The organism is Gordonia sp. GONU (genome assembly GCF_024733855.1).
GTDB classification, from domain to species: Bacteria; Actinomycetota; Actinomycetes; order Mycobacteriales; family Mycobacteriaceae; genus Gordonia; species Gordonia amicalis.
Genome location: NZ_JANRHB010000023.1, coordinates 31,934 through 57,766, shown reverse-complemented (window position 1 = coordinate 57,766; position 25,833 = coordinate 31,934). Strand labels below are relative to the sequence as shown.

General features: G+C 67.7%; 26 protein-coding genes. 11 read left to right on the top strand and 15 right to left on the bottom strand.

Annotated features, from left to right (window positions below):
- Nucleotides 1-69 precede the first annotated feature (69 nt).
- Both gatA and gatC read right to left on the bottom strand, forming a co-directional pair.
- The gene (gene gatA / locus NWF34_RS18145; RefSeq protein WP_258325699.1) at nucleotides 70-1,575 is read right to left on the bottom strand and encodes an Asp-tRNA(Asn)/Glu-tRNA(Gln) amidotransferase subunit GatA; all 1,506 of its coding nucleotides are present in this window, start codon (nucleotides 1,573-1,575) and stop codon (nucleotides 70-72) included.
- Nucleotides 1,572-1,883 carry an Asp-tRNA(Asn)/Glu-tRNA(Gln) amidotransferase subunit GatC gene (gene gatC, locus NWF34_RS18140; RefSeq protein WP_006438859.1) on the bottom strand — a complete coding sequence of 104 codons (312 nt, stop codon included), beginning with the start codon at nucleotides 1,881-1,883 and terminating at the stop codon, nucleotides 1,572-1,574. The genes gatA and gatC overlap by 4 nt, the downstream gene beginning before the upstream one ends.
- Nucleotides 1,884-2,093: 210 nt before the next feature.
- Between gatC and NWF34_RS18135 the strand changes: the two genes are divergently transcribed.
- Together NWF34_RS18135 and NWF34_RS18130 are read left to right on the top strand one after the other, a co-directional pair.
- Nucleotides 2,094-2,765, top strand: a complete 672-nt coding sequence (locus tag NWF34_RS18135) for an amino acid-binding protein (protein WP_024500533.1) — start codon at nucleotides 2,094-2,096, stop codon at nucleotides 2,763-2,765.
- A gap of 15 nt (nucleotides 2,766-2,780) precedes the next feature.
- Nucleotides 2,781-3,293 carry an O-acetyl-ADP-ribose deacetylase gene (locus NWF34_RS18130; protein WP_006438857.1) on the top strand — a complete coding sequence of 171 codons (513 nt, stop codon included), beginning with the start codon at nucleotides 2,781-2,783 and terminating at the stop codon, nucleotides 3,291-3,293.
- A gap of 262 nt (nucleotides 3,294-3,555) precedes the next feature.
- Here NWF34_RS18130 and ligA read toward each other — a convergent pair whose 3' ends face one another.
- The 10 genes from ligA to NWF34_RS18080 form a co-directional block, all read right to left on the bottom strand.
- Nucleotides 3,556-5,646 (bottom strand): NAD-dependent DNA ligase LigA, encoded by a 2,091-nt coding sequence (ligA, locus tag NWF34_RS18125; RefSeq protein WP_258325698.1) that lies wholly within the window; start codon nucleotides 5,644-5,646, stop codon nucleotides 3,556-3,558.
- A 129-nt stretch (nucleotides 5,647-5,775) separates the two neighbouring features.
- Complete coding sequence (locus NWF34_RS18120; RefSeq protein ID WP_024500536.1) at nucleotides 5,776-6,174, bottom strand: MmcQ/YjbR family DNA-binding protein; 399 nt, start codon at nucleotides 6,172-6,174, stop codon at nucleotides 5,776-5,778.
- A 49-nt stretch (nucleotides 6,175-6,223) separates the two neighbouring features.
- Nucleotides 6,224-7,240, bottom strand: a complete 1,017-nt coding sequence (locus NWF34_RS18115; protein WP_258325697.1) for a vitamin-B12 independent methionine synthase — start codon at nucleotides 7,238-7,240, stop codon at nucleotides 6,224-6,226.
- Nucleotides 7,237-8,355, bottom strand: coding sequence for a tRNA 2-thiouridine(34) synthase MnmA (gene mnmA, locus NWF34_RS18110; protein WP_258325696.1), 1,119 nt, complete (start codon nucleotides 8,353-8,355; stop codon nucleotides 7,237-7,239). Before mnmA ends, NWF34_RS18115 begins: the two co-directional genes overlap by 4 nt.
- Nucleotides 8,355-9,575 carry a cysteine desulfurase family protein gene (locus NWF34_RS18105; protein ID WP_258325695.1) on the bottom strand — a complete coding sequence of 407 codons (1,221 nt, stop codon included), beginning with the start codon at nucleotides 9,573-9,575 and terminating at the stop codon, nucleotides 8,355-8,357. The genes mnmA and NWF34_RS18105 overlap by 1 nt, the downstream gene beginning before the upstream one ends.
- A 58-nt stretch (nucleotides 9,576-9,633) precedes the next feature.
- On the bottom strand, nucleotides 9,634-10,113 hold the full coding sequence (locus tag NWF34_RS18100; protein WP_006438821.1) for a DUF4334 domain-containing protein: 480 nt from the start codon (nucleotides 10,111-10,113) through the stop codon (nucleotides 9,634-9,636).
- A gap of 62 nt (nucleotides 10,114-10,175) precedes the next feature.
- Entirely contained in the window at nucleotides 10,176-11,039 is an 864-nt protein-coding gene (locus NWF34_RS18095; protein WP_258325694.1) for a 1-acyl-sn-glycerol-3-phosphate acyltransferase, read from the bottom strand.
- A complete protein-coding gene (locus NWF34_RS18090; protein ID WP_258325693.1) occupies nucleotides 11,036-11,968 on the bottom strand; it encodes a GNAT family N-acetyltransferase in 933 nt (310 codons plus the stop codon). The genes NWF34_RS18095 and NWF34_RS18090 overlap by 4 nt, the downstream gene beginning before the upstream one ends.
- 87 nt (nucleotides 11,969-12,055) lie before the next feature.
- Nucleotides 12,056-13,012 (bottom strand): electron transfer flavoprotein subunit alpha/FixB family protein, encoded by a 957-nt coding sequence (locus NWF34_RS18085; RefSeq protein ID WP_006438818.1) that lies wholly within the window; start codon nucleotides 13,010-13,012, stop codon nucleotides 12,056-12,058.
- Nucleotides 13,013-13,064: 52 nt separating this feature from the next.
- On the bottom strand, nucleotides 13,065-13,850 hold the full coding sequence (locus NWF34_RS18080; protein WP_006438817.1) for an electron transfer flavoprotein subunit beta/FixA family protein: 786 nt from the start codon (nucleotides 13,848-13,850) through the stop codon (nucleotides 13,065-13,067).
- A gap of 231 nt (nucleotides 13,851-14,081) precedes the next feature.
- On the opposite strand from NWF34_RS18080, the gene NWF34_RS18075 reads away from it, so the two are divergent.
- The 8 genes from NWF34_RS18075 to NWF34_RS18040 all read left to right on the top strand — a co-directional run bounded on the left by NWF34_RS18075 (nucleotide 14,082) and on the right by NWF34_RS18040 (nucleotide 21,941).
- Complete coding sequence (locus NWF34_RS18075; protein ID WP_375295685.1) at nucleotides 14,082-14,900, top strand: class I SAM-dependent methyltransferase; 819 nt, start codon at nucleotides 14,082-14,084, stop codon at nucleotides 14,898-14,900.
- 3 nt (nucleotides 14,901-14,903) lie between these two features.
- Nucleotides 14,904-16,463, top strand: a complete 1,560-nt coding sequence (locus tag NWF34_RS18070; RefSeq protein ID WP_258325692.1) for a glycoside hydrolase family 57 protein — start codon at nucleotides 14,904-14,906, stop codon at nucleotides 16,461-16,463.
- Nucleotides 16,463-17,737 carry a glycosyltransferase family 4 protein gene (locus NWF34_RS18065; RefSeq protein WP_258325691.1) on the top strand — a complete coding sequence of 425 codons (1,275 nt, stop codon included), beginning with the start codon at nucleotides 16,463-16,465 and terminating at the stop codon, nucleotides 17,735-17,737. The genes NWF34_RS18070 and NWF34_RS18065 overlap by 1 nt, the downstream gene beginning before the upstream one ends.
- A gap of 186 nt (nucleotides 17,738-17,923) precedes the next feature.
- Entirely contained in the window at nucleotides 17,924-18,439 is a 516-nt protein-coding gene (locus NWF34_RS18060) for an alternate-type signal peptide domain-containing protein (RefSeq protein ID WP_258325690.1), read from the top strand.
- Between the two features lie 61 nt (nucleotides 18,440-18,500).
- On the top strand, nucleotides 18,501-19,019 hold the full coding sequence (locus tag NWF34_RS18055; RefSeq protein ID WP_258325689.1) for a hypothetical protein: 519 nt from the start codon (nucleotides 18,501-18,503) through the stop codon (nucleotides 19,017-19,019).
- Complete coding sequence (locus NWF34_RS18050; RefSeq protein WP_258325688.1) at nucleotides 19,016-19,801, top strand: signal peptidase I; 786 nt, start codon at nucleotides 19,016-19,018, stop codon at nucleotides 19,799-19,801. The genes NWF34_RS18055 and NWF34_RS18050 overlap by 4 nt, the downstream gene beginning before the upstream one ends.
- A 35-nt stretch (nucleotides 19,802-19,836) precedes the next feature.
- A complete protein-coding gene (locus NWF34_RS18045) occupies nucleotides 19,837-20,361 on the top strand; it encodes a hypothetical protein (RefSeq protein ID WP_258325687.1) in 525 nt (174 codons plus the stop codon).
- Nucleotides 20,362-20,468: 107 nt separating this feature from the next.
- The gene (locus tag NWF34_RS18040; protein WP_258325686.1) at nucleotides 20,469-21,941 is read left to right on the top strand and encodes a S24/S26 family peptidase; all 1,473 of its coding nucleotides are present in this window, start codon (nucleotides 20,469-20,471) and stop codon (nucleotides 21,939-21,941) included.
- Nucleotides 21,942-22,044: 103 nt separating this feature from the next.
- Here NWF34_RS18040 and NWF34_RS18035 read toward each other — a convergent pair whose 3' ends face one another.
- Complete coding sequence (locus NWF34_RS18035) at nucleotides 22,045-22,809, bottom strand: acyltransferase (protein ID WP_258325685.1); 765 nt, start codon at nucleotides 22,807-22,809, stop codon at nucleotides 22,045-22,047.
- Between the two features lie 90 nt (nucleotides 22,810-22,899).
- Here NWF34_RS18035 and NWF34_RS18030 point away from each other — a divergent pair, with 90 nt between their 5' ends.
- On the top strand, nucleotides 22,900-24,237 hold the full coding sequence (locus NWF34_RS18030; RefSeq protein ID WP_258325684.1) for a PQQ-binding-like beta-propeller repeat protein: 1,338 nt from the start codon (nucleotides 22,900-22,902) through the stop codon (nucleotides 24,235-24,237).
- A 72-nt stretch (nucleotides 24,238-24,309) separates the two neighbouring features.
- Here NWF34_RS18030 and NWF34_RS18025 read toward each other — a convergent pair whose 3' ends face one another.
- Together NWF34_RS18025 and NWF34_RS18020 are read right to left on the bottom strand one after the other, a co-directional pair.
- Complete coding sequence (locus NWF34_RS18025; RefSeq protein ID WP_258325683.1) at nucleotides 24,310-25,509, bottom strand: class I SAM-dependent methyltransferase; 1,200 nt, start codon at nucleotides 25,507-25,509, stop codon at nucleotides 24,310-24,312.
- Nucleotides 25,510-25,565: 56 nt separating this feature from the next.
- Nucleotides 25,566-25,823, bottom strand: coding sequence for a hypothetical protein (locus NWF34_RS18020; protein ID WP_006436043.1), 258 nt, complete (start codon nucleotides 25,821-25,823; stop codon nucleotides 25,566-25,568).
- Nucleotides 25,824-25,833: the final 10 nt, after the last annotated feature.

Sequence of the window (25,833 nt, the reverse complement as noted above, 5' to 3'; positions counted from 1 at the left end):
CACAGATGGACGAACCCACCACCTGAAACGGTGGTGGGTTCGCCCAAAAGTGGTGGGTGTGCAGTGACGTCAGATGATCGCGCCGCGAGCCGCCTCATACGACGCGCCGACCCGGTAAAGCCGGTCGTCGGCGAGTGCGGGCGCCATGATCTGCAGGCCGACGGGCATGCCGTCGTCCTTCGACAGTCCGGACGGCACGGACATCGACCCGATGCCGGCCAGGTTCACCGGCAGCGTGCAGAGGTCGAACAGGTACATCGCCAGCGGATCGTCGACCTTCTCCCCGATCGGGAAGGCGGTGGTCGGGGTGGTCGGCGAGATCAGCACGTCGACCTTCTCGAAGGCGGCGGTGAAGTCGCGCGAGATCAGGGTGCGGACCTTCTGCGCCTGACCGTAGTAGGCGTCGTAGTAGCCCGAGGACAGCGCGTACGTGCCGATCATGATGCGCCGCTTCACCTCTGGGCCGAAACCGGCTTCGCGGCTCAGCGCCATGACCTCGTCGGCCGAATGCGAACCGTCGTCGCCGACGCGTAGTCCGTACCGCATGGCGTCGAAGCGTGCGAGGTTCGACGACACCTCTGACGGGAGGATCAGATAGTAGGCGCCGAGCGCGTAGGTGAAGTGCGGGCAGCTGACCTCGACGACCTCCGCGCCGCGCTCGGTGAGCAGTTCGACCGCCTGGTGAAAGGAGTCGAGCACGCCGGACTGGTAGCCCTCGCCCTGCAGTTCGGTGACGACGCCGATCTTGACGCCCTTGAGGTCCTGTTCCGCACCTTCGCGAGCGGCCGCGACCACGTCGGGTACCGGCACGTTGATCGAGGTGGAGTCACGCGGGTCGTGTCCGGCGATGACCTCGTGCAGCATCGCGGTGTCGAGAACCGTACGGCCACACGGGCCGCCCTGGTCCAGCGACGACGCGCAGGCGACGAGTCCGTAGCGCGAGACGGTTCCGTAGGTGGGCTTGACGCCGACGGTCGCGGTGACCGCGGCCGGCTGACGGATCGAGCCACCGGTGTCGGTGCCGATCGCCAGCGGCGCCTCGTACGCGGCTAGTGCCGCGGCGCTGCCGCCACCCGAACCACCCGGGATCTTGGTGGGGTCCCACGGGTTTCGGGTCAGCTGGTAGGCGGAGTTCTCGGTCGAGCTGCCCATGGCGAACTCGTCCATGTTGGTCTTGCCCAGGATCGGGATGCCTGCGGCGCGGAGCCGTTCGGTGACCGCGGCGTCGTAGGGCGGAACCCAACCCTCGAGGATCTTGGAACCGCACGTCGTGGGGGCGTCGGTGGTGGTGAAGACGTCCTTGAGCGCGATCGGCACCCCGGCGAGCGACGACACGGGCTCGCCCGAGGCGATCGCGTCGTCGGCGGCTTTGGCAGCGACGAGCGCCTCGGCGCCGCTGACGTGCAGGAAGGCACCCAGCTCGCCGTCGACCTCGGCGATGCGGTCGAGGTGGGCCTGTGTGACCTCGACCGAGCTGACCTCGCGGGTCGCGATCTTGGTGGCGAGTTCGGCCGCGGACAGACCGGTCAGGTCACCGGCGGGACGAGGAGCTGCGGCGTGCGAATCGGGGCTCACTGCTCTTCTCCCAGGATCTGCGGAACGGCGAAACGGTCCTGTTCGACGGCCGGCGCACCGGACAGCGCGGCGTCGGTGCTCAGGCCGGGCACGACGACGTCGGGACGCAGCACGTTGGCGAGTTCGGCCGGATGCGCGGTTCCGGGCACGTCGTCGGCGGCCACCTCCGACACCGACGCGACGTGGGTCAGGATCGAGTCCAGCTGCTTGGCGTAGACATCGAGTTCGTCCTCGCTCAGCGCCAGTCGCGACAGTCGCGCCAGATGCGCGACCTCTTCACGCGATATGGACTTCGGTTCGCCAGCCACCGTCAGCGTCCTCTCTCACCATCACTTGCTCGGTCATGTCGCTCACCCGACGCCCATGCGACGCAGATGCGCCTCTCCAGCCTATGGGAACGCGCCAACCCCACTCACCCCAGCCACCGGTTGCACCTCCCGGACACACCCGCCCCGGCCCCGGCGTGGCCGCACCCGGTCGCCCCCGGCGCTGCGCGCGCCGTCGCCACGGGTGCGAGAATGACCCACGTGTCTTACCTGTTGCGCGTCCAGCTCGAGGACCGTCCCGGCAGTCTCGGCGTGCTCGCCGTGCAGCTCGGTTCGGTCGGTGCCGACATCCTGTCACTCGAAGTGGTCGAACGCGGCAACGGTTATGCCGTCGACGACCTGGTCGTCGAGGTGGCACCCGGTGCGCTGCCGGACAGCCTGATCACGGCAGCCGAGAAGGTCAACGGCGTTCGCGTGGATTCGATCCGCCCGTATTCCGGCGTGCTCGACACCCACCGCGAACTCGAGCTCGTCGACCAGGTCGCCACCGCGAAGCGCAAGGATCGCCTCCAGGTCCTCGTCGACAACGCCCCGCGCGTGCTGCGGGTGTCGTGGGCGATGGTCATCACCAGGGCCAGCGGCGGCGTCCTACAGCTGTTCGGCTCCTCCGGCGCCCCGGAAACCCCACTCACCAGGGCTGATTGGCTGCCTCTGGAGCATGCGGCGCAACTCGACGCCGAAGGCGACTGGGTGCCGGGTGCATGGCAGGACATGGACACCCGCCTCGCCGCGGCGCCGATCGGCTCCAATGACAAGGCGATCCTGCTCGGCCGCATCGGCGGGCCGGATTTCCGGCCCTCGGAGGTCGCCCGACTCGGCTACCTCGCCGGGATCGTCAGTACGGTGTTGCGCGCCGACGGTTAGCAGGATGATGGAGGCATGACCTCCATCACACTCGCGCAAGGAGACATCACCCTTCAGTCGGTCGACGCGATCGTCAATGCCGCCAATTCGACGCTCCTCGGCGGTGGCGGGGTCGACGGCGCCATCCATCGGCGTGGAGGTCCCGCGATTCTCGCCGAGTGCAAGGAACTCCGGGCCGGACGCTACAAGCGCGGACTCCCCGTCGGCGAAGCAGTTGCCACCACCGCCGGCGATCTGGATGCACGCTGGGTCATCCACACGGTCGGACCGGTGCACTCCCACGATGAGGACCGATCCGAATTCCTGGTCGCCTGCTATCGCGAATCCCTCCGCGTGGCAGACGAATTGGGTGCGACGACGATCGCCTTCCCGGCCATCTCGACCGGCGTCTACGGTTGGCCCATGGCCGACGGCGCACGCCGGGCCATCGACACCGTCCGGTCCGTGGACACCGCGATGACCGAGATCCGGTTCGTGTTGTTCGATCCGCGGGCGTACCGCGCCTTCGACGCCGCGCTCAACGGTTAGCGCTGCTCAACGAGAAGAATTCGCTCGTGAGGAGCGTCCGGAGCGGACTTACGAAGCGGGATCCCTGCTCCCTGAGGAGCGACCGGAGCGGACTGACGAAGCGGAATCCCTGCTCCCTGAGGAGCGACCGGAGCTTGCGGAGGACGCGTCTCGAAGGGTCGACGAGGCGATCTCATCAGGCCTTCGAGGCTCGTCGCTTGCGCTCCTCACACCTCAGGCAGCGAAGGGTCGTGCCGCGTTCTTCGATCCGGCCGCGAGGGGGTCACTCGGGACTGCCGGTCTCCAGGAGACGCTTGAACGCGTCCTCGTCGAGGACCGGCACACCGAGTTGCTCGGCCTTGTCGGCCTTGCTCCCCGGCGAGTCACCCACGACCACGTAGTCGGTCTTCTTCGACACCGATCCCGATGCCTTGCCGCCACGCTGCAGGATCGCCTCCTTGGCGCCGTCGCGGGAGAAGTCCACCAGCGATCCGGTCACGACGATGGTCTTGCCCTCGAGGGTCCGCGCGATCGAGTCGTCACGCTCGTCCTCCATGGAAACGCCTGCGGCGCGCCACTTCTCCACGATCTCCCGATGCCAGTCGACGGTGAACCAGTCGTGGATCGACTGCGCGAGAGTCATGCCGAGGCCCTCGACGTCGGCGAGCTGTTCGACGCCGGCGGCCTCGATGGCCTCCAGTGAGCCGAACTCGGTGGCCAGCGCGCGCGCCGCGGTGGGCCCGACGTGGCGGATCGACAGACCCACCAGCACGCGCCACAACGCCACGTCCTTGGCCTTGTCGAGGTTGGCCAGCAAGCGTTTCCCGTTCGCCGACAACGCGCCCGCCTTGGTGGTGAACAACTCCGTGCGGGCGAGGTCGTCGGCGGAGATGGAGAACAGATCACCCTCGTTGCGGATCACCTTTGCCGACAGCAGCGCGGTGGCTGCCTCGTAACCGAGCGCCTCGATGTCGAACGAACCACGACCGGCGAGATGAAAGAGCCGCTCCCGCAATTGAGCCGGGCAACTCTCCTGATTCGGGCACCGGACGTCGACGTCGGATTCCTTCTCCGGACGCAACAGCGTACCGCATTCCGGACAGCGCTCGGGCATCTCGAACTCGAGCTCGGAACCGTCGCGCAGGTCGACCACCGGCCCGAGCACCTCGGGGATCACATCGCCGGCCTTGCGGATGGTCACGGTGTCGCCGATGAGCACACCCTTGCGCTTGACCTCCGAGCCGTTGTGGAGGGTCGCGCGAGAGACCGTCGAACCCGCGACGAGGACCGGTTCGAGCACCGCGAACGGTGTGACGCGACCGGTGCGCCCGACGCCGACCTGGATGTCGCGCAGCTTGGTCGTGGCCTCTTCCGGCGGATACTTGTAGGCGATCGCCCACCGCGGTGCGCGCGAGGTGGAACCGAGGCGGCGTTGGACGCCGAAGTCGTCGACCTTGACCACGATGCCGTCGATCTCGTGGTCGACGTCGTGGCGGTGTTCGCCCCAGTAGGAGATCTTGTCGAGGATCTCGGCGGCGGTCGAGGCCTTGGTGGTGTGGGTGGACACCGGAAGTCCCCACGCGCCGAGCGCGAGATAGGCATCATGCAACGACTCCGGCCGCCACCCCTCGGTGTGGCCGATGCCGTGACAGATCATCCGCAGTTTTCGACGAGCGGTGACCTGCGGGTTCTTCTGCCGCAGCGACCCGGCCGCCGAGTTGCGTGGATTGGCGAACGGCGGCTTGCCATCGGCCACCAGGGACGCGTTGAGCGCCTCGAAATCCTCGACACGGAAGAAGACCTCGCCGCGCACCTCGAGGACGTCCGGGATCGGATAGCCGTCGGCGGCCGTCAGTCGGTGCGGGATGTCGTCGATGGTGCGCGCGTTGAGCGAGACGTCCTCACCGGTGCGGCCGTCGCCACGGGTGACACCGCGTTCGAGGACTCCGTTTCGGTATACGAGCGCCAGGGCGACACCGTCGATCTTGAGTTCGCAGAGGAACTCGACCTCGGCACCGGCGTCGGAGTTGACCCTCTGGACCCAGGAGGTCATCTCGTCGTAGTCGAAGACGTTGTCCAGCGACATCATCCGCTCGAGATGGTCGACCGGGGAGAACGCGGTGGAGAAACCGCCGCCGACCAGTTTTGTCGGCGAGTCGGGCGTCGCGAGCTCGGGGTGACTGTCCTCGAGGTCCTGCAGGCGTCGTAGGAGAGCATCGAACTCGCCGTCGGAGATGACCGGCGCATCCTTCACGTAGTACCGGAACTGATGCTCGCGGATCTCCTCGGCGAGCTCCGTCCACTGCTCCCGCAGGTCTCCCTCGGGTCCCGACTGTTCGGTCGCCGGCCGCCCCGACTCCGTTGTTTCTGCCACGCACCGAGGGTATCGGAGTACCCGGACAACGAGCCCGGAGCTCACCGGGCAACTGCACCGCCCCTACGGAATGACGTCGCGCGCGACGTCAACACCTCGGGGAGAAGTGGCGAAGCCGCTGCTCTCGGATCACGGAGCGGTCGAGTCGAGCTTCGCCAGCGACCGTTTCGGCGCGACCTGACGGTAGCTGGCGTCGAGGAGTTCGGCGACCTCGTCCCAGTCGGGGTCCCCGTCACCGTCGAGGATCAGGGCCAGCCACCCGTAGGGGCCGTAGTAGGCCGGCACGTAGAACCGCGGATCCTCTTCGAGCGCGGGCTTCTCCGACTCGTCGGGGATGAACAGGACCGAGTGGTCGTAGCGGATCTTGCCACCCTTCAGACCGCCGCCGTAGTTGGCGAACATCTTGCCGCACCGGAACGTCGGGCGACCGTGCGCCACGACCTCGGTGGCGTCGGGAAGCGCGAGCGCGATCTCGCGGACGCGACCCAGGATCGGGTCGGCGTCGTCGAACATGATCGGATGCGGCATGCCCGCAGGATAGTTCCGGCCGCCCGGGTTCCGCAGTCGTTCCGGGTCGTCAGAGGGCGGTCGGGTCGCCGGCGAGCAGCTGACCCGCTTCGGCAACCACCGCGAGAGCCTTGCGCGCCCAGCTCTCCGACGCTCCGGCCATACCGCAGGTCGGTGTGACGATGACGCTCTCCGACAACACTTTCCGGTTGAGGCCGATTCGGTCGGTGAGTGCGGCGAGGCCGGTCGCCACGGTCTCGGCGTTGACCGGCTGTTTCGGCGCGGTGGACGGCACCCGACCGGCAACCAGTACATCCCCGCGATCGATGAGCATCCCGATGCCGTCGAGGTCGGCGTCGCCGGGTGCGGTGACGTCTATCGAATACGCCACGCCCCGAAGGTGTTCGAGGAGATCCCAACGGGGACGGCTGCAGTCGTGGAGCACCACCGGGGCGTCGACGTGCTCGATCAGCTCGGTGAGGGCCCGCGCCACCTCGACCGCCGGGATCGCCCGGATCGGGTCGAATCGGGTGAGGGGTGTGACGGTTCCGTCGATGACCCGGCCGATCATCGGTTCGTCGATCTGGACCACGACCTGTGCGCCCAGGCGCCGGGTGACCTCGCCGACGTGTTCGCGGATTCCTTCGGCGGTGGACGCGACGATGTCGCGGACCGCGCCCGGATCCTTCAGCACACGATGGCCGTTGGGCAGTTCGACCGACGCCGACGTCGTGAACGGACCGGCGACCTGGACCTTGTAGGCTCGGCCGGTACCGACGAATCCCGCTGTCTCCCACAGCTCCTCGGCGACGTCGAGATCCTCTTTGAGGTAGTCACGCGCTCGCCGGGTCAGTTGCGACTCCCGTTGCGCCAACCGGTATCCCCAGGTCGCGGTGTCCATCGGGAGGTCGACGAGGATCGCGGCCATCCGGCCGATCAGGTCCGAGCCCGCTCCGCGACCGGGGAGTTCGACGAGATGGGCGAGGTCGAGTTCACCGTTGACCACGGCAGCGGCCGCGCGCGGATCGGTGCCGGGCATCGAGCCCAGGCCGGTGCCGATGCCGGTGGGCAGATCGGGTGTGGTCACCGAACCGCGACAGCGGTCGGTCGCGACGTGGTCGACGCGATGCGTCCGCATCCGACGACCTGATCTCCGCGCTCCGCGTCGGGCAGGTACAGCACGGCTGCCTGACCGCGTGCGACGCCGGTCAACGGTTCGTGCAGGACGATGTCGATCGCGGGTTCGCCGTCGACGGTGGTCGGCGTCGCGGTCACCGGCGCGAGCCCGCCGTGGGCGCGCACCTGGACCACGGCCTCGAACGGCTCGTCGGGGGTGATGCCCGACGTCCAGACCGCACGGGTGGCGGTGATGCCCCAGACCTGCAGGTCCGCTGCGGTGCCGACCGTGACCGTGCCCGACTCCGGGTCGATCTCGGTGACGTAGCGGGGCTTGCCGTCAGCGGCGGGGGCGTCGATGCCGAGGCCCTTGCGCTGCCCGATGGTGAAGCCGTGGACACCGTCGTGGTCGGCCAGGCGCTCACCGGACGAGGCGTCGACGACCGCGCCCGGACGGATCCCGATCTTGGCACCGAGGAAGGCGCGGGTGTCACCGCTGGGGATGAAGCAGATGTCATGCGAGTCGGGCTTGTCGGCGACCGCGAGACCGCGGCGCGCGGCCTCCGCCCGGATCTCGGCCTTCGGCGTGTCCCCGACCGGGAACAGCGCACGGGAGAGCTGCTCGCGGGTGAGGACGGCGAGCACGTAGGACTGGTCCTTGTCGTCGTCGACGGCCCGGCGCAGCTCACCGTCGACGAGCTGGGCGTAGTGACCGGTTGCCAGAGCGTCGAAGCCGAGGGCGATCGCCTTGTCGGCGAGCGCGGCGAACTTGATCTTCTCGTTGCACGTCAGGCACGGGTTGGGGGTGCGTCCGGCGGCGTAGGCCTCGACGAACTCGTCGATGACGTCGTCCTTGAACCGGTCGGCGAAATCCCAGACGTAGAACGGGATTCCGAGCACGTCCGCGGCACGGCGCGCATCCGAGGCGTCCTCCCGGGAGCAGCACCCGCGGGATCCGGTACGCAGTGCTCCCGGTGCGGTCGAGAGAGCGAGGTGGACGCCGACGACCTCGTGTCCGGCGTCGACGGCACGCGCGGCCGCGACCGCCGAGTCGACGCCGCCACTCATCGCTGCGAGTACGCGCATCAGGAGACCTTTCCGCCGGGTGCGGAGACGAGGCCGGCGGCGCGAGCACGATCCACGACCTCGTCGATGACCTGGGCCACCGCGTCGATGTCGGCGTGGGTGGTCGTGTGGGAGAGCGAGAACCGCAGCGACGAGCGGGCGTCGGCCATGTCGAGTCCCATCGCGAGCAACACGTGGCTCGCCTGCGCGACACCCGCGGTGCAGGCGGAACCGGTGGAGCACTCGATGCCCTTGGCGTCGAGCAGCATCAGCAGGGAGTCTCCTTCGCAGCCGGCGAAGGAGACATGCACGTTTCCGGGCAGGCGTGCGTCCACATCGGCGCCGTTGCGCACCGTGCCCTCGACGCCGAGCAGGACGTCGGTGAGCCGCGACGCGAGGGCGCGTACGCGGGTCGTGTTCTCCTCCATGTGCTCGACACACCAGGTCAGCGCTGCGGCCATGCCGGCGGCCCCGGCGACGTCCTGGGTGCCCGACCGGACGTCACGTTCGTGGCCTCCACCGTGCTGTAGCGGGACGCAGGCGACCTCACGACCCAGCAGCAACGCACCGACGCCCTGCGGTCCGCCGAACTTGTGGGCGGCGAGGCTCAGCGCGGACAGTCCGCTGGCGGCGAAGTCGATCGGCAGGTGGCCGACGGCCTGGACGGCGTCGGAGTGCACCGGCACGCCGAACTCGGCGCCGAGCGCCACGATCTCGGCGATGGGCTGAATGGAACCGACCTCGTTGTTGGCCCACATGACCGAGATGAGGGCGGTCTGGTCGGCGTGTGCCTCCAGTTCGGCACGGAGATCGGCGGGTGAGACCACGCCGTCGGCGTCGACCGGCAGCACCACCAGCTCGGCTCCGGCGTCGGCGGCGAGCCACTGCGCGGGGTCGAGGACCGCGTGGTGCTCGACCCCCGACACGATGATGCGGCGACGCTGCTCATCGGCGCGGCGACGGGCCCAGAAGATGCCCTTGACCGCGAGATTGTCAGATTCGGTACCGCCCCCGGTGAAGATGACCTCCGACGGCCGCGCACCGACCGCCGCGGCGATCGCCTCGCGCGCCTCCTCGAGGCGGCGTCGGGCGGTGCGGCCGGAGCCGTGCAGGGAGGAGGCATTACCCGGCGTGCTGAAGACAGCGGTCATCGCCTCGACGGCTTCGGGCAGCATCTGCGTCGAAGCGGCGTGGTCGAGGTAGACGGACGTGCGCGGAGGCACTCGGGTTGGCAGGGGCATCGCTAGCAAGGATAAACGCGCGGCCGACGTCGACAAATTCCGCGACCGCGTGCCTGCCTCAGACGCGTTCGAGATAGAAGTACAGGTGGCGTCCGTCGATGACGCCGCCCTTGCCGTTCATGATGCCCATGACGGTGGTGTCGTCGACGCGCTTGAAGTGATCGATGACCGGCTGGCCGTCGTAAACCATCGACGCGGTGATCTCGCCGCGGAACTCGATCGCCCACAGGCTCGCCTCGCCCTTGCCGAGTTCGACGTTGGAGAACAGCTTGCCGTTCTCGTCGCGGCAGACCAGCGGCTGCACATCACTGCGCGAGGTGAAGGTCTTGCCGAACCAATTGGCCTTCCCCAGCACCCCGTTGATGGCGTGGCCGGTGGTGAACTCGCCACCCTTCCACGCCCCCAGCATCTCTTCGGGACGCAGCGTCGCGAGCCCCGCCCAGACGGTGTCGAGGACCGCGTCGTCGACGAGCCCTTCCGCTTCCCGCAGCTCGAAGAACTTGGCGCGGGCCGCTTCCCGGGTCAGGGTGGACGTCATCGTCGGACTCCTTCGACATACGGCGATCTTCTCGGCCGCGTGCGCGGCCGCTCCGAAGGAACCTATATCAGAGAACAGTCGATGTCACTTTCCGCCGAACTCAGGACGCGTTCGCAGCGACGCGCCAACTCGCGACGGTCGGTTCCCGGCGCTTCGGCGGGCTCGAGACGGACGACCACGGTCAGTCCGCGGGCCCGCAGCACTCTCCGGAGGGTGTCCAGGGGAGAGTCGTCGCCGATGAAACTCGGGTCGGTCGCGGCGTGTCCGTCCGGCCCGAGAAACCTCAGACGGACCGGGAGCACCGGCACCGCGGCGTCGATCGCGGCCTGGAAGAACGCCGGACGGAACTCACCGCCGGTGCGGCCGCAGAAGGTGGTCCCCTCCGGGAACACGATCACCGAGGAGTCGGCGGCCAGGCGCGCGCAGACCCCGCCCACCGCCGCCGGGAGTCCGCGCAGCGTTCCACGGTCGACGGCGATCACGCCGAATCTGCGCGCGATCCCCGCGACGACCGGCATGTCGACGACGTCCGATTTCGCCACCACATGCGCCGAGCTCACCAGGGCCAGCGCGAGGACGTCGAGGAACGAGATGTGATTGGCGACGATGAGCCCGGTCGCGCGCGGGTCGCGTCGCCGGTCGTCGACGACGACCCGGATACCGAGTGCGGCGAGCAGCGGGCCCGAGGCCCGCGCCCGAAGCGCTCGCCGTGGCCGATGCCGCAGGCGCGCCACCGCCTCGTCGGCGACGAGCATCCCGACTATCCAGCAGACGACAGCGGCGAGGCGGCACAGTCGCTGACCCACGACCAGCGCGTCGACGAGCAGGGCGACACGCTTCGTGCCCCGGGGACCGAGGCAACTGTCTCCGCAGGTGCTGACCGGGAACCACGGGTGCCGCGCCGGTTCCGCCGACAGCGGGATCATCGCGACGGCGCGGCCGAGCCGAGGCGCTGGGCGCTCGATCGCAGGCGTTCGAGGTAGCGACGGTTGGTACCTTCCCGATCGAGCACCGTGAGGAAGTCCGCAACATCGAAGACGTCGTCGACGGCGGGTTCGCCGCAGATACGGGCACCCATCCGCAGGTATCCGCGCATCAGGGGCGGCATGCCGACGGTGTCCGACGGCGTGATGTCCTCGAGCAACCGCCCGCCGATGCGTGGGGGCGTCAGTGGAGAGACATGCAGGACGGGGTCGGTGTAGTCCTCACGCAGCCGGTCACGGACCGCGCGCAAGACCGACCCGGGCATCCACTCCCCCGGGCTGTGCAGCGGCACCGAGACGCAACCCATCAGATAGCGGTAGCCGGCCTGATCCATGTACTGCAGCAGGGCCGCCCACATGAGCGCGGTGACCGATCCGTCACGATGCTCGGCGTGGACGCAGGCACGACCCAGTTCGACTGTCTCCGCGAAGATGTCGGCCACGGCTCCGAGGTCGAACTCGGTGGACGAATACCAGCCGCCGGCGGCGATCGCGCGTGGCGGGGCCAGCAGCCGTGCGCATCCGATGACGCCGTGGTCGTCGTGCCGCACGACGAGGTGTTCACAGAATTCGTCGAAACGATCGGCGTCGCGTCCGGTGACGGCGTCGCCGATGCGATCGGAGAACCCGGGCTCGTCGGCGAAGACCCGGTAGCGGAGTCGTTGGACGGCAACGATGTCGGCCGGGTCTTCGGACACGAGCACCCGGACGGGGCCGGCGGTCAACAAGGTGGTCGAGGCGGCGGAAGCGGTTGCAGCGGACGAGGCGATGGACTGCAGAGCGTTCATGCCCCGAATGAAAGCCAGCGTCTGCGTCGCCACGGCCACGCCGGCGTGACGTGTCGGGGCGAACCGGGTGAACACGAGGCGCACCGGGATTCCGGGTGAACGGGGCGCGAACGCACGGTGGCCCCCGACGCGAACGTCGGGGGCCACCGGGGTTGTCAGGTGATCAGCAGATCACTTGCGCTTCTTGACCTCTTCGGTCAGCTGCGGTGCGACGTTGAACAGGTCGCCCACGACGCCGTAATCGGCGATCTCGAAGATCGGCGCCTCTTCGTCCTTGTTGACCGCGACGATGGTCTTCGAGGTCTGCATACCGGCCCGGTGCTGGATCGCGCCCGAGATGCCCAGGGCGACATACAGCTGCGGCGACACGGTCTTACCGGTCTGACCGACCTGGAACTGACCGGGGTAGTATCCGGAGTCGACCGCGGCACGCGAAGCGCCGACGGCGGCACCGAGGGCGTCGGCGAGCTCCTCGACGACCGAGAACTTCTCGGCGCTACCGACACCGCGACCACCGGAGACCACGATCGAGGCCTCGGTGAGTTCGGGACGATCGCCACCGATGTTCGGCTCGACCTTGGTGATCTTGACGGCGTTCTCGGCCGCAGCCGGGACCTCGACGTCGACACGCTCGCCGGCACCGGCCTGCGGAGCGGCCTCCACACCACCCGGGCGGATCGAGATGACCGGGGTGTCGCCCTTGGCCTGCGCCTCGACGGTGAACGCGCCACCGAAGATGGAGTGGATGCCCACCCCGCCTTCCTTGACGTCGACGACGTCGGCGAGGACACCCGAGCCGAGACGCACGGCGAGACGGCCGGCGATCTCCTTGCCGTCGGCGGTGGCCGCGACCAGGATCGCTGCCGGAGCAGCACTCTCGGCGATCGAGGACAGCACGTCGACCTGCGGGTTGATCAGGTAGGTGGCCGCGTCGTCGGACTCGGCGACGTAGACCTTCTCAGCGCCGGCTTCCTTGAGGCCGTCGATGATCGCATCGGCCGAGCCGGGCTTGCCGACGACGACAGCCGACGGGGTACCGAGGGCGCGGGCGGCGGTGATGAGCTCGCTGGTGACCTTCTTCAGGGCGCCTTCGGCGTCCTGCTCCACGAGCACGAGTACTTCTGCCATGTTGGTTTTCTCCTGAATGTCTGGGGTTCGCCGGATTGTCTGGTGGGGAAGATCAGATGATCTTCTGACCGACCAGGTACTCGGCGACCTTCGTGCCGCCGTCGCCTTCGTCGGTGACGCGCTCGCCGGCGGTCTTCGGCGGCTTCGGGGTCGAGGAGTTCACGACGCTGCCGGCGTTCTCCAGGCCCACATCGGTCGGCTCGACATCGATCTCGGCCAGCGAGACGACGGTGACTTCCTTCTTCTTCGCGGCCATGATGCCCTTGAAGGACGGGAAACGAGGCTCGTTGATCTTCTCGTTGACGCTGACGATCGCCGGGAGCTGCGCCTCGACGTGGAAGATGCCCTCGTCGGTCTCACGCTCGCCCTTGAGGGTCTCGCCCTCCAGGGTCAGCTTGCGCAGATGCGTCAGGTGCGGCAGTTCGAGGTACTCGGCGATCATCGCCGGGATCGCGCCGACACGGCCGTCGGTGGCCTCGTTACCGGCGATGACGAGCTCGACACCCTCGACCGTGCCCAGCGCGCGGGCCAGTACATAGGCGGTCTGAACCGCATCCGAACCGTGCAGCAGATCGTCCTTGATGTGGATCGCCTTGTCCGCACCCATCGACAGTGCCTTACGGATGGCGTCGGTGGCCCGGTCGGGACCAGCAGTCAGGATGGTGACCTCACCGCCGTCGGCCTCCTTGATCTTCAGCGCTTCTTCGACGGCGCGCTCGTTGATCTCGTCCAGCACGGCGTCAGCTGCCTCACGGTCCAGGGTGTAGTCGTCGTCGGACAACTTGCGCTCGGACCACGTGTCGGGAACCTGCTTGATCAGTACGACAATGTTTGTCATGGGTCTACGTCGACCTCCTGCGTCGGGTTCGGCAACTTACCGGCGGGTAAGGCCATGGGTCTCCCCCACTTTAGCGTTTCCTATGTTCCTACTAAACACCGACTACCTCACACTATGGAGCGGCACCGGACCTGCGGGTGAGCCCAGCGGCGACGACGGCCGATCGCTTGTTCGGTCATCGGCGCCGGGACGAACCGGGAGGCCGCGACCCCATGCCCTACGCTCGTGCAGATGACTGACGCAGACCTCGGTTCTCCGCCGACTGCCGGGATGACCGGTCTGGAGACCCTCGACACCGACCGGCAACTGGCACTGACCGGTGAACGGACGGTTCCGGGCATCCCCGCGGAGAACTACTGGTTTCGCCGCCACGAGATCGCGTACCGCCACATCCTGGACCGCTGCACGGGCCGCGAGATCCTCGAGGCGGGCTCGGGCGAGGGTTACGGCGCCGCGATGATCGCCGACGCCGGGGCGTCGTCTGTGGTCTGCGTCGACTACGACACCGCTGCGGTCGAACACACGCGTCGCCGTTACCCCGGACTCGTCGTGCACCAGGGCAATCTGATCGACCTCCCGCTGGCCGACGCATCGGTGGATCTCGTGGTGAACTTCCAGGTGATAGAGCACCTCTGGGACCAGGCCGCGTTCATCGCCGAGTGCCGCCGGGTGCTGCGTCCGGGTGGCGAGCTGCTGATCTCGACCCCCAACCGGATCACCTTCTCCCCCGGTCGCGACACACCGCTCAACCCGTTCCACACCCGTGAGCTGAACGCCGCCGAACTCACCGAACTCATCGTCGAGGGCGGGTTCACCCTCGAGGCGATGCTCGGCGTGCACCACGGCCCCCGCCTGGCCGCACTCGACGACAAGTGGGGCGGATCGCTGATCGACGCCCAGATCGAGCGGGCCCTCGCCGGCCAACCGTGGCCCGCCGACCTGGTCGACGACGTCGCCGCCGTCGTCGCGGAGGACTTCGCGGTACTCGACGCGCGCGACTCCGACATCGACACCTCGCTCGACCTGTTCGCGGTGGCGATCCGGGACTGAGGAATGACCATCAGCACCACAGAGGTTCCGGGACAGTTCACCTTCGTCCTGCACTCACACCTCCCCTGGCTGGCCAATCACGGTCGCTGGCCGGTCGGCGAGGAATGGCTCTACCAGTCGTGGGCGTCGTCGTATCTGCCGTTGTTCGATGTGCTCGAGCGGCTGGCCGCCGACGGATTCACCGATCAGTTGACCCTCGGCCTCACCCCGGTCCTGGTCGCGCAGCTCGACGATCCGCACTGTGCGTCGTCGATGTACGAGTGGCTCGCCGACTGGCAGCTGCGGGCGATCCAGGCCGCGACGTCGAGCGATACCGACCGCGCCGACGCCGGCCGCCGCGAGTACCTCGCCGCCCAGCGTGCGCTGGACACCTTCGAGACCAAGTGGCGCCACGGGGCCTCGCCGCTGATCCGCCACGTCGCCTCGAGCGGGGTCGCCGAGATCCTCGGCGGACCGCTCGCGCATCCTTTCGCCCCGCTCCTCGATCCTCGCCTACGGATGTTCTTCCTCCGAGAGGGACTTGCCGACGCCCGCGCGCGTTGGGGTTTCGACCCGGTCGGGATCTGGGCGCCCGAGTGCGCCTTCGCTCCGGGCATGGAATTCGAGTACGCCCGCGCCGGCGTCGGGCATTTCATGGTCGACGGCCCGACCCTGCACGGCGACACCGCTCTCGGGCGACCCGTCGGCGACAGGGGCGTCATCGCCTACGGGCGTGACCTGACCGTGAGTTACCGGGTGTGGTCGCCGAAGTCGGGCTACCCCGGCCATGCCGCCTACCGCGACTTCCACACCTACGACCACGAATCGGGACTCAAGCGGTTCCGCGTCACCGGACGCTCGGTACCCGGCGACGAGAAGAAGCCCTACGACCCCGCGCGCGTCGACGCCGTGATCGACCGCCACGTCGAGGATTTCGTCGGACACGTCCGCGACCGCCTCATCGAGGAATCCGCGCGCATCGGCCGGGACGCACTCGTCGTCGCAGCCTTCGACACCGAACTGTTCGGACACTGGTGGCATGAAGGTCCGGTGTGGCTCGAACGGGTCCTACGCCGTCTTCCGGAGGTCGGGGTGAAGGTCGGAACCCTCGCCGGCGCAACCCGATCCGGACTCGTCGGCGAGCCGGTCGATCTCCCGGCGTCGTCGTGGGGATCGGGCAAGGACTGGCGGGTGTGGAACGGCCCGCAGGTTCAGCATCTCGTCACGCTCAACGCGGAGGTCACCGAGACCGCTCTCGATGCCGTCGCCAAACTCCTCGCCCACGGAGGCGAACGGAGCCGCGTCGCCGATCAGATCGTGCGGGAGGCACTGCTGACGGTGTCCTCGGACTGGCCGTTCATGGTGTCGAAGGACACCGCCGCGCAGTACGCTGTCTCCCGAGCGCACACCCACGCACACGCCACGCGCGAGATCAGCAATGCCGCGATGCGCGGTCGCGACGACGCGGCGGCGACGCTCGCGCAGAACTGGGCGCGGGCCGACAATCTCTTTCCCGGACTCGACGCGCGCCGGTTGCACGCGATCATGACCGCAGATGGGTGTAGTGCCGAGGGGGGCATCTGATGAGAGTGCTGTTCGTGTCGTGGGAGTACCCACCCGTGGTGGTCGGTGGCCTCGGCCGGCATGTGCATCACCTCGCCACCGAGATGGCCGCCGCCGGACACGATGTGGTGGTCCTGACCCGCCGCCCGTCGGGGACCGATGCGGTGAGCCATCCGACGACCGACACCGTCGTCGAGGGTGTACGCGTGATCGCGGTCGCCGAGGATCCGCCGGAGTTCGAGTTCGGGCAGGACATGATGGCCTGGACTCTCGCCATGGGGCACTCGTTCATCCGAGCCGGTCTCAAGATCCTGGCCGGTGAAAGGGCATTCGCGGATTCTTCGACTCGATGGATTCCCGAAGTCGTGCACGCACACGACTGGCTGGTGGCCCACCCGTCGATTGCTCTTGCCGAATTCTTCGACGTGCCATTGGTTTCCACGATCCATGCCACCGAGGCGGGCCGGCACAGCGGCTGGGTCAGCGGTCGGACGAACCGGCAGGTGCACTCGGTCGAGTGGTGGCTCGTCGCCGAATCCGATGCTCTCATCACATGTTCGGCGTCCATGCGCGACGAGGTGAATCGTCTCTTCGGCTACGACGCGGCCGACATCGCGGTGATCCACAACGGGATCGACATCCGCACATGGCCGTTCGCGCCACGAACGCGGACGACCGGTCCCGCGGAACTGCTGTTCGCGGGGCGACTCGAGTACGAGAAGGGCGTGCAGGATCTGCTGGCCGCACTCCCCCGCATCCGGCGCAGCCATCCGGGCACCACGCTGACCATCGCCGGTGACGGTACACAGCGAGACTGGCTGATGGAACAGGCTCGCAAGCACCGGGTGAGCAAGGCGGTACGGTTCATCGGCGCCGTCGACCACGACGAACTGGTGACCCACATGCATCGGTGCGACGCGATCGTGTTGCCGAGTCGGTACGAGCCGTTCGGCATCGTCGCCCTCGAGGCGGCGGCCACCGGTATCCCGCTGATCGTCTCGACCGCCGGCGGTCTGGGTGAAGCGGTGCAGGAACCGGATACCGGCCTCACTTTCGAACCGGCTGACGTGGCAGGTCTTGCCACCGCGGTGCGGGCGACGCTGTCGGATCCGGATGCGGCAGCGCAACGTGCCTTACGTGCGCGGGCCCGGCTCACGGCCGAATTCTCCTGGGCCGAGGTGGCCGAACGCACGGAGTCGGTGCATCTGGCCGCCAAACGGCGAGTGCGTCATCCGGTTGGACGCCCGGACATTCCGATGCGACCGTTACCGGAACGGGACCCCGGGAACCCCTAGGAGCAGATCCCACCGCAGGAGCGTGCGACAAACCTCCCGAATGCGACATTTTCGTGATTTGCGTCACATTCGATGATGAATTTTGTGTACCCATAACAAATCTGGTTTTGTCTTGCGAAATAGTGGTTCTGACTCAGGTGCCAGTCCGGCTCCGCTGTGGCGCACATGAAATCAGGAGGCTAAGCCATGAACCGCAAGACCAAAGGTGCGCTCGCTGCCGGCGCCGGAGCCGTACTACTCCTCGGAGGCGTGGGGTCGTATGCGTTGTGGAGTGACACCGACACCACGGCCCCCGGCCAGATCACGACGGGCAACCTGGATCTCGCGTGCGGCACCACAGGCACCTGGACGGACGTCTCCACCACCATGAACGGTGGGACGACGATCAACCCGGCATCGGATTTCATGGTTCCCGGCGATGTGTGGGAGTACACGAACACCTGCACGGTGACAGCGACCGGCAAGAACATGAAGGCACAGCTGAATGTCACCGGAATCGACGCCGGACCCTCAAGTAACTTTACGGTCGTCACAGAGGTCGACGGCGGGCAACCGAATACGCCGTTCGACGTCAACAACGGGCAGGCCTACGACATCACCGTCACGGTCACCTTCGATGAGGGCACACCCGGTCAAGTAGACACGAACACCTCGGTCAACGTCGCCGCGATGGCCGTCTCGCTGAACCAAGTGCGACCGTAAGCCGGTCATGTCCGCAGCGTTTACGCGGCGGCGAATCCTTCTCGGCACCCTGGTGATCCTGGTGGCTGCACTGGTCTTCGGGTCGGTGCGGACCACCGGGGCGCTGTGGGTGGAGGAGGCTGAAGTGTCGGACGCGACTATCACCACTGGCACCATCGGTCTCGCACCGGGGTCCGGCAGTGCTCCGACGTTCACGTTCCCGGCGTTGAATGGCGCCAACGTCGCCCCTGGCGACTCTCGGCAAGCGGTGCTGAACATCGTCAACACCGGCAGCACGCCGCTGCGATTCAAGCTGGCCACCGCCGGGCCGACGGTGCAAACGGCCGGAGCGACAGTCACCGTGAATCTCTCGGGCGCCTCCGCCGGAACCTGTCCTGGTACCAGCGTGTCGTTGGAAGGAGCGTTCCCGGCACAGAACACCACCGGTGCCGGAACGGGTTTCGACTCACCGTGGACCCCGCTCGCCGTCGGTGCCACCACTACATGGTGCATTCGCTCCAGACTGGTGTCCGTCAATGGCACCCAGCCGGCCACGTTCACGATCGCATTCAACTTCGCAGCGGAGCAGACCCGACCATGAACGAGCGCGCACCGGTGCCCGCGTCTTCGGCCGACACCTCCGACGGACCCCGTCACGGGGTCCTGCACTATGTGTGGCAAACGATCTCGTGGCTTCTGCTGATCGCGGCCTTCAGCGTTCTCTGCGCCGTCATCCTCATCCCGCGGGTGGCCGGGGCCCAGGCCTACACCGTGCTGACCGGATCCATGCGACCCGACTATCCGCCGGGCACTCTCATCGTGGTCAAGCCGCAGCCGGCTAGTCAGATCGGTGTCGGTGACGTCATCACCTACCAGATCCGATCCGGCGAACCCGATGTCGTCACCCACCGCGTGATCGACGTGGCCATCCAAGCGAGCGACGGCGAACGCCGCTTCACCACCCAGGGCGACGCAAACAACGCCGCCGACCCCGGAACGGTCCGTCCCGAACAGATCCGGGGCGAACTCTGGTATTCGTTGCCCTACATCGGGTACGTCAACAACTGGGTCACCTCGCAGAAGCGCACCGTGATCATCTTCGCGGTCGCCGGCGCGCTCTTCGTGTATGCCGCGTGGCAATTCTGGGCTGCCCGCCACGACCCCGCGGACGACGACACGAACAACGTTGACGACACCGATGGGGGTGCCGTGCCGCCCGCGCCCGCCGCCGATAAGACACTGGCCGATCCCGTCGCCGACGACTCCCCGACCGAACAGCTGCCCACCTCGAGGACCGAACCGTCGGTGACCTCGTCATCGGGGACGGGCCCGGGCGACGACACGAAACCCCTGCCCGTCACACGACCGGACACCGTCTCATGAGCCGGTTTACGTGGTCGCCGAGCCTCTCGCGCCGGGTGAAGGCTCTGCTCACCTGCGGCGTCCTGCTCGGCACCGGCGCGATCGGCACAACAGCGCTCTGGTCGACGACCGCAGCCACGGTGTCGGGCCAGTTCACCACCGCGACCATCGCGATCCGGGCGAACAGCGAGGTAGCACACACCTTCACGTTCCCTGGAACGTTGTTGCCGGGCGACACCACCGCCTACGTGGTGGACGTGCAGAACATAGGTGGCGTTCAATTCTCCTATACCGCTTCAAGATCTAGCTCTTCGCCCCTGGCGCAAGCGATGCTCCTAAGCGCACGGTATGGCTTGGTCGCGAATGTCAGCGGTACCACCACCTCGTGCTCGGGTGGTACGTCGGTCGGCCCGATCGCGATCGGCTCCACTATGGCGACGATCGCGAGCCGCGGACCGCTCGCCGCCGGCACAGGGGTGGAACGGTGGTGCTTTCAATTATCCCTGCCAGCAACCGCTTCGAGTACGTTGGCTGGCACGACCGGCGCCGTGACCTTCACTTTCAGCGCGACGGGGCCATGATGGATGCTCTGCCGGCCACCGAGCTGGCCGTGGGGTCTGAGCGTCACGGGCGCCACACTAGGCGAAGGCCAGCTGACCGTGCGCTGACTGCGGGCGCCGTCCTCGGTGTGGTTGTCCTGATCGCGACGGTCGTCTCGCTGCTGCTCGGCGTACGCCCGGTTATCTTCGAGACCGGTTCGATGGCCCCGGCCATCAGTACCGGTTCGCTCGGCCTCAGCCGGGCCGTACCGGCGGTCGAAGTGCGCACCGGCGACGTCGTGAGTGTCATCCGTGACGACGGCGTGCGCGTGACCCACCGCGTCATCGCGGTCGAAGGGGTCACCGGCAACTCGGCCACTCTCGCTCTGCGCGGGGATGCGAACGATGCACCCGATCCGCGAACGTACGTGGTGACCGAGGTCGATCGCGTCTACGGCACCGTACCGGTGCTCGGCTACGTCGCGGCCTGGCTCAAAAACCCGTACACGCTGACACTGCAGGCGCTCGCAGCCCTCGCCCTGCTCGCAGTCACCTTCGCACCCAAACGAGGATGGCGCAATTCTCCTGCTGGACAACGGATTCTGGCTGGCACTGCCGCCGCCACCGCCGTCGCGCTGGTTGCCTCCGGTACGCACGGCGGCGGCGAGGCGAAGGCACTCACCGCGATGGCGACCGCCACCGGCACCGTGACCGCCGGACCCACCGACCCGACGTCCTTCCTCTGCACCAACATTCCCCGATTCGGCTTCGACACAGTCACGCTGAGCTGGCCCAACCCACCCGAGAACTCCCGGTACACCTACGTACTCAGCTTTGGCAGCCCGCTGCTGCCCGACGTCCGACGGTCGGCCTCCGCCGTCGGCAACCCCGCCCAATGGGAGTTCCCGAGCAATCTTTTCACGGTGCTGGGGGGGTTCGTCTCTGAGCCGCTGACCGTGGAACTGACCAATACGTACGACCGGACCATCCTTGCGGACTGGGTGTCGGATTCGCTGTCACTACAGATCGAGGTCAGACCCGGCGATCCGATCACCGGCATCGAATGCGTCTCGCCCGTTGGTGCCCGATCGCGCAACGCGCCGAGTGCGACCGAGTCCTCGGAGTCTGTGTCCCTTGCCGAGTCGAGTGAGTCCCCTACGCCGAGCGAGTCGAGCGACTCCGCCGAAACCTCTGTCCCTCAGACGACCGACACCTCAGCCGAGACTGCCGATCCCGAAACGTTTACGTCGACCCCGTCCGAGGCTCCAGCGCTGCCGCCCGGTGGTGTCCTGAACGATTCGGGTGCATTCGCCTACTACCAGGACGGCTCGAGCGTGACGATCCGAGACACGACAAGCACCGACGTCGTGTACGACGGTCGCCATGCGTCCGGGAGTTCGGTGCGGTGGCTGCCCGGGACGTCGACGCTGGAGATCACCGACCCCGACGGCACGGTGACCACGGTCCAGCGGGAGGGTTCCCGGTGGGTCGCGAGCGTCGAAGAACCTCAGGCGCCGGCCGCACAGACAGCTGAGAGCGGCGACTCGTCGGAATCGACGCCGACGCCCGCGACGACCTCGGTGCCGTCGGTGCCGTCGGCGGACGAACCTGCCGACCCCTGACCGGACTGATGTCGCACGCGACGTCGATCCGGCGGCGCGACCACGCCCGAACTCGCAGCGCCGAAGTGACGTCGCGCGCGACGTCAATCTGGACGGCCGGTCGCTACTTCGCCTTCTCCGCCGACGCCTTCTCCGCCGCCGCCTTCTTGCGTTCGATGTCGGCCAAGGCGCGTTCGAGTTCGGCACGCTGCTCGGCGTTCTTCGCCCAGTCGTCCATGCGGTTCTTGACCACGCGGGCCGGGGCCCCGACCGCGATCGAGTAGTCGGGGATCACCCCCTTGACCACCGCGTGCGAACCGAGGACACAGCCTCGGCCGACGATGGTGTTCCGCAGCACCGACACCTTGGCGGCGACCCAGGTGTCCGGCCCGATCCGAACCGGACCCTTGACGATGCCCTGGTCCTTGATGGGCAGCGTGATGTCGTCCATCTTGTGGTCGAAGTCGCAGATGTAGCACCAGTCGGCGATGAGCGTCGAACCGCCGATCTCGAGGTCGAGGTAGGAGTTCACGACGTTGTTGCAGCCGAAGACGGTCTTGTCGCCGATCTTGAGGCTGCCCTCGTGGCAGCGGATCGAGTTGCCGTCGCCGATGTGCACCCAGCGCCCGATCTCCATCCGGGCGAGCTCGGGCGTGCAGTGGATTTCCACGTTGCGCCCGAGGAAGACCATGCCCCGCAGTACGACATGCGGGTTGGCCAGGCGGAACTTCGCGAGGCGGTAGTAGCGGACCAGGTACCACGGCGTGTACGCCCGGTTGCGTTTCACCCAGCGCAGCGAATCGAGAGTGAGGAATCGTGCCTGCTCCGGATCGCGGCGACGGCCCGCGCGGCGCCGGGACCGGTAGGAGGCGTTCCACATGGTGGTCATGGGACAAACCCTAAACGACCCGTTTTTCGCACACGATAGGCTCACTGCTGGCACGTGCAGTGCCCGTGAGGACCGACGATGAGGAGCGCGATGGCCTTGGCACGACCGCAGGTGTCCCGACACCGCAGATCCGCGGTGACCCGCCTGTTCGTCGCCGTCACCGCCGCGTGCTCGCTGGTGCTCGCCGGCTGCTCCGACGGACACATCGACGTCCGATCGATCCCGAGCGTCGGCTGGCCCAGCTACGGCGGCGCCGCCGGCAATGCGAACTTCGCCTACGCCGACGTCCCCGACGACCTCGCCCTGAGTTGGACGCGTCCCACCGGCGGACCGGTCACCGCGCCCGTCACCATCTCGGGCAAGGGCAATGTCGGCGTCACGTCGAATGCCGCCCAGGGCTGCAACGTGCTGGTGCTCGACGGCCGGTCGGGTCGCAAGAACTTCTGCAAGGACATGCGCGCAGGGGTCGAGATCAACGCGATGCTCGTCGACCAGTACGACCAGCCGTACCTCGGCGAGGAGACCACTTTCCTGGCGTTCAACGCCGGTGGCGCGATCCGCTGGCGTGCCGGCGTGATCGGCGTCCCGCTGTCGGCGAAGTTCGCCGCGCCGAATGAAGTGCTGGTGACCACGACCCAGGGCCAGATCCTGCTGATCGACACCCAGCGCGACGAACTCGTCGCCCCCGAGGTGAAGCTGCGCGACGACGCCGATCCGGAGCAGCCGCTGCTCGGCTTCGGCGACTGTGTGCGCAACGGACCGCAGTGCGCGATTCCCGCCCCCGCCGCCGTCGACACCGGTCGAGAACGCTTCTACCTCAACTTCTTTCCCGAGGGCGCCGCATCGTCGCAGATCCGGTCGATGAAGTACAACAAGGTGGGCGGCAAGCGCGAGGTGCGGACTGCCTGGACGGCCGATGTCCCGAGCGGAGTCGTCGGTACGCCGACCCTGTCCGCCGACGGTGCGACGCTGTATGCGTTCTCGCGCGACGGCAAGATCGTCGCGCTGAACACCGAGGACGGGTCGACCAAGTGGACGCAGGACATCGGCGGTCACGGCTTCGCGACGATGGCCGTGTCACCCGACGGCCTGATCATCCCCACCGGTTCGCTCGGCGCCCCGCTCACCCTTTACCGCGACGCCGGTGACCGTGCCGAACGCCTCTGGCAGCGCACCGATCTCGCCACGGTGAGCCTGTCGGCGCTCACCCAGCAGAAGACCGCGTGGAGCGTTGTCCGGGACGCCGGCAAGGACACGCTGTCGCTGGTGGAGGTCTCCACCGCGGACGGTACGACCAAACGGTCTCTGCCGCTACCGAACTCCGCGGGTTTCGCGACCGGTGTCTCGATCTCCTACTCGGGTCAGATCGCCACCGCGACCAATCTCGGTGAGGTGTACTTCTTCGACAGCAAGGCCAACCTGGGATAAGCGTCCGAACAAGAATGCGGGCTGAGTGCCGGAAACCGACACTCAGCCCGCATTCTGTTTGTGCGTGGTCGCTCAGAAGCGCACCCCCGGTTCGCAGATGAACGCGGTCCCCTTGCGTCCGATCCGGGTGAGCACCACCGACAGTGGGCGATCGCCCTTGGGTTTGAGCTTCTTGCGGAGCTGGTCTGGGTCGACGTCCAACCCGCGGACGAGGATCTCGAGCGGTCCGCAATCATGGGCGGCCAGAGCCTTGCGAAGGATCTTCTCGGTCACCCCGACCTGTTCGATCACTCGGAAGCCACGTGCCCCGGCCGGCACCGAACCGCCGGTCAGATAGGCGATCTGCGGGTCGAGCTGCCAGAGACCGAAACGGTGCGCGTAATGCTTGACGAGTCCGGCGCGCACGATGGCGCCGTCCGGATCGACGATCCACTCCCCCGCCTCGCCGGCCGGCACCTCGTCGTCCTCGTGGTCGGTGATCTCGAACTGCGACACCGACCCGTCGGGTCGCGTGCGCAGCACGGTTGCCCGGCGTCGGGTCTCGATCCCCGACCCCGACCACAGGCAGGCTTCCCGGACGCCGCCGTCGAGCGAGGTCACCTGGACCTCACCGTCGAAACCGAACCTGTTGCGCAGCATCTGATGATCCAGTCCGGGAGCACATTTCACGATGAGCACGCGACCGGCATAGGTGGCGAGCAGTTCGAGGAGCGGCGGGGTCAGCTGGTCGAGCCGGAAGATCCGGCCGGCGTCGGAGCGGCGGGCCGGGTCGGCGAGCAGGACGTCGGCACTCGAGGTCGGGGTCAGCGCATCGGCGACCAGGAGCGTCGCGTCGGGTACGTTGTGGCGTGCCATCGCGAGCCGGACCCGGTCGAGGTCGCTGCCGATAGCTCCCGAGATCCCGCTGGCGCGCACCAGTTCTCGGAGCTCGGCCCCGATCGAGCAGGTCATGTCGTGGACGACCGACGCCGGAAAACGGCCGGCGATCTCGGCGGCGCGGTGTTCGGCAACCACCGAGGCGGTCGCCTGTTGCAGAGCGTCGTCGGTGAGCAGCAGCTCGGCGGGATCCCGCAGTTTCGTCGTCGCCCGCCGGCGACAGCGCACGGTTTCGATCAACGCGGCGTCGTGCGGTGCATACCGGCTGCGGACCTCGGTGATGTCGGACAGCATCGACGACGACGTGAGCGCGAGACCCGACACCGTTTCCAGCGCCTTCTCGCCGTGCCGCGACCGCAGGAAGCCGACGTCGTCGAGACTGAAGGAATAGCCCATGATCCTTGCAGGCTACCGTCGCCGGGCCCGGGTACCCGCGGCCAGGTTCGTCGGCGCTACCCGCGCACTTCGGAGATCGCCAGCACCACCGTCTTGCCGTCATCGGTGCCCAGCGACTCGTCGCCGGGATCCTGGTCGACCAGCGTGAAGTGTTTGACGTTGCCGAGATTCAGGAAGTGGGCCGTGCCCTCGACCTCGAGCGCGATCGGTTCCCGCTTGTCGACGACTTCCCGGAGGAACTTCTTCACCTCCGCCACCGGCTCGGCGAAGAGCAATCGGAGGTCGAACTCGTCGGATGTGAGGAGCGTGGCCATAGCCCATGGT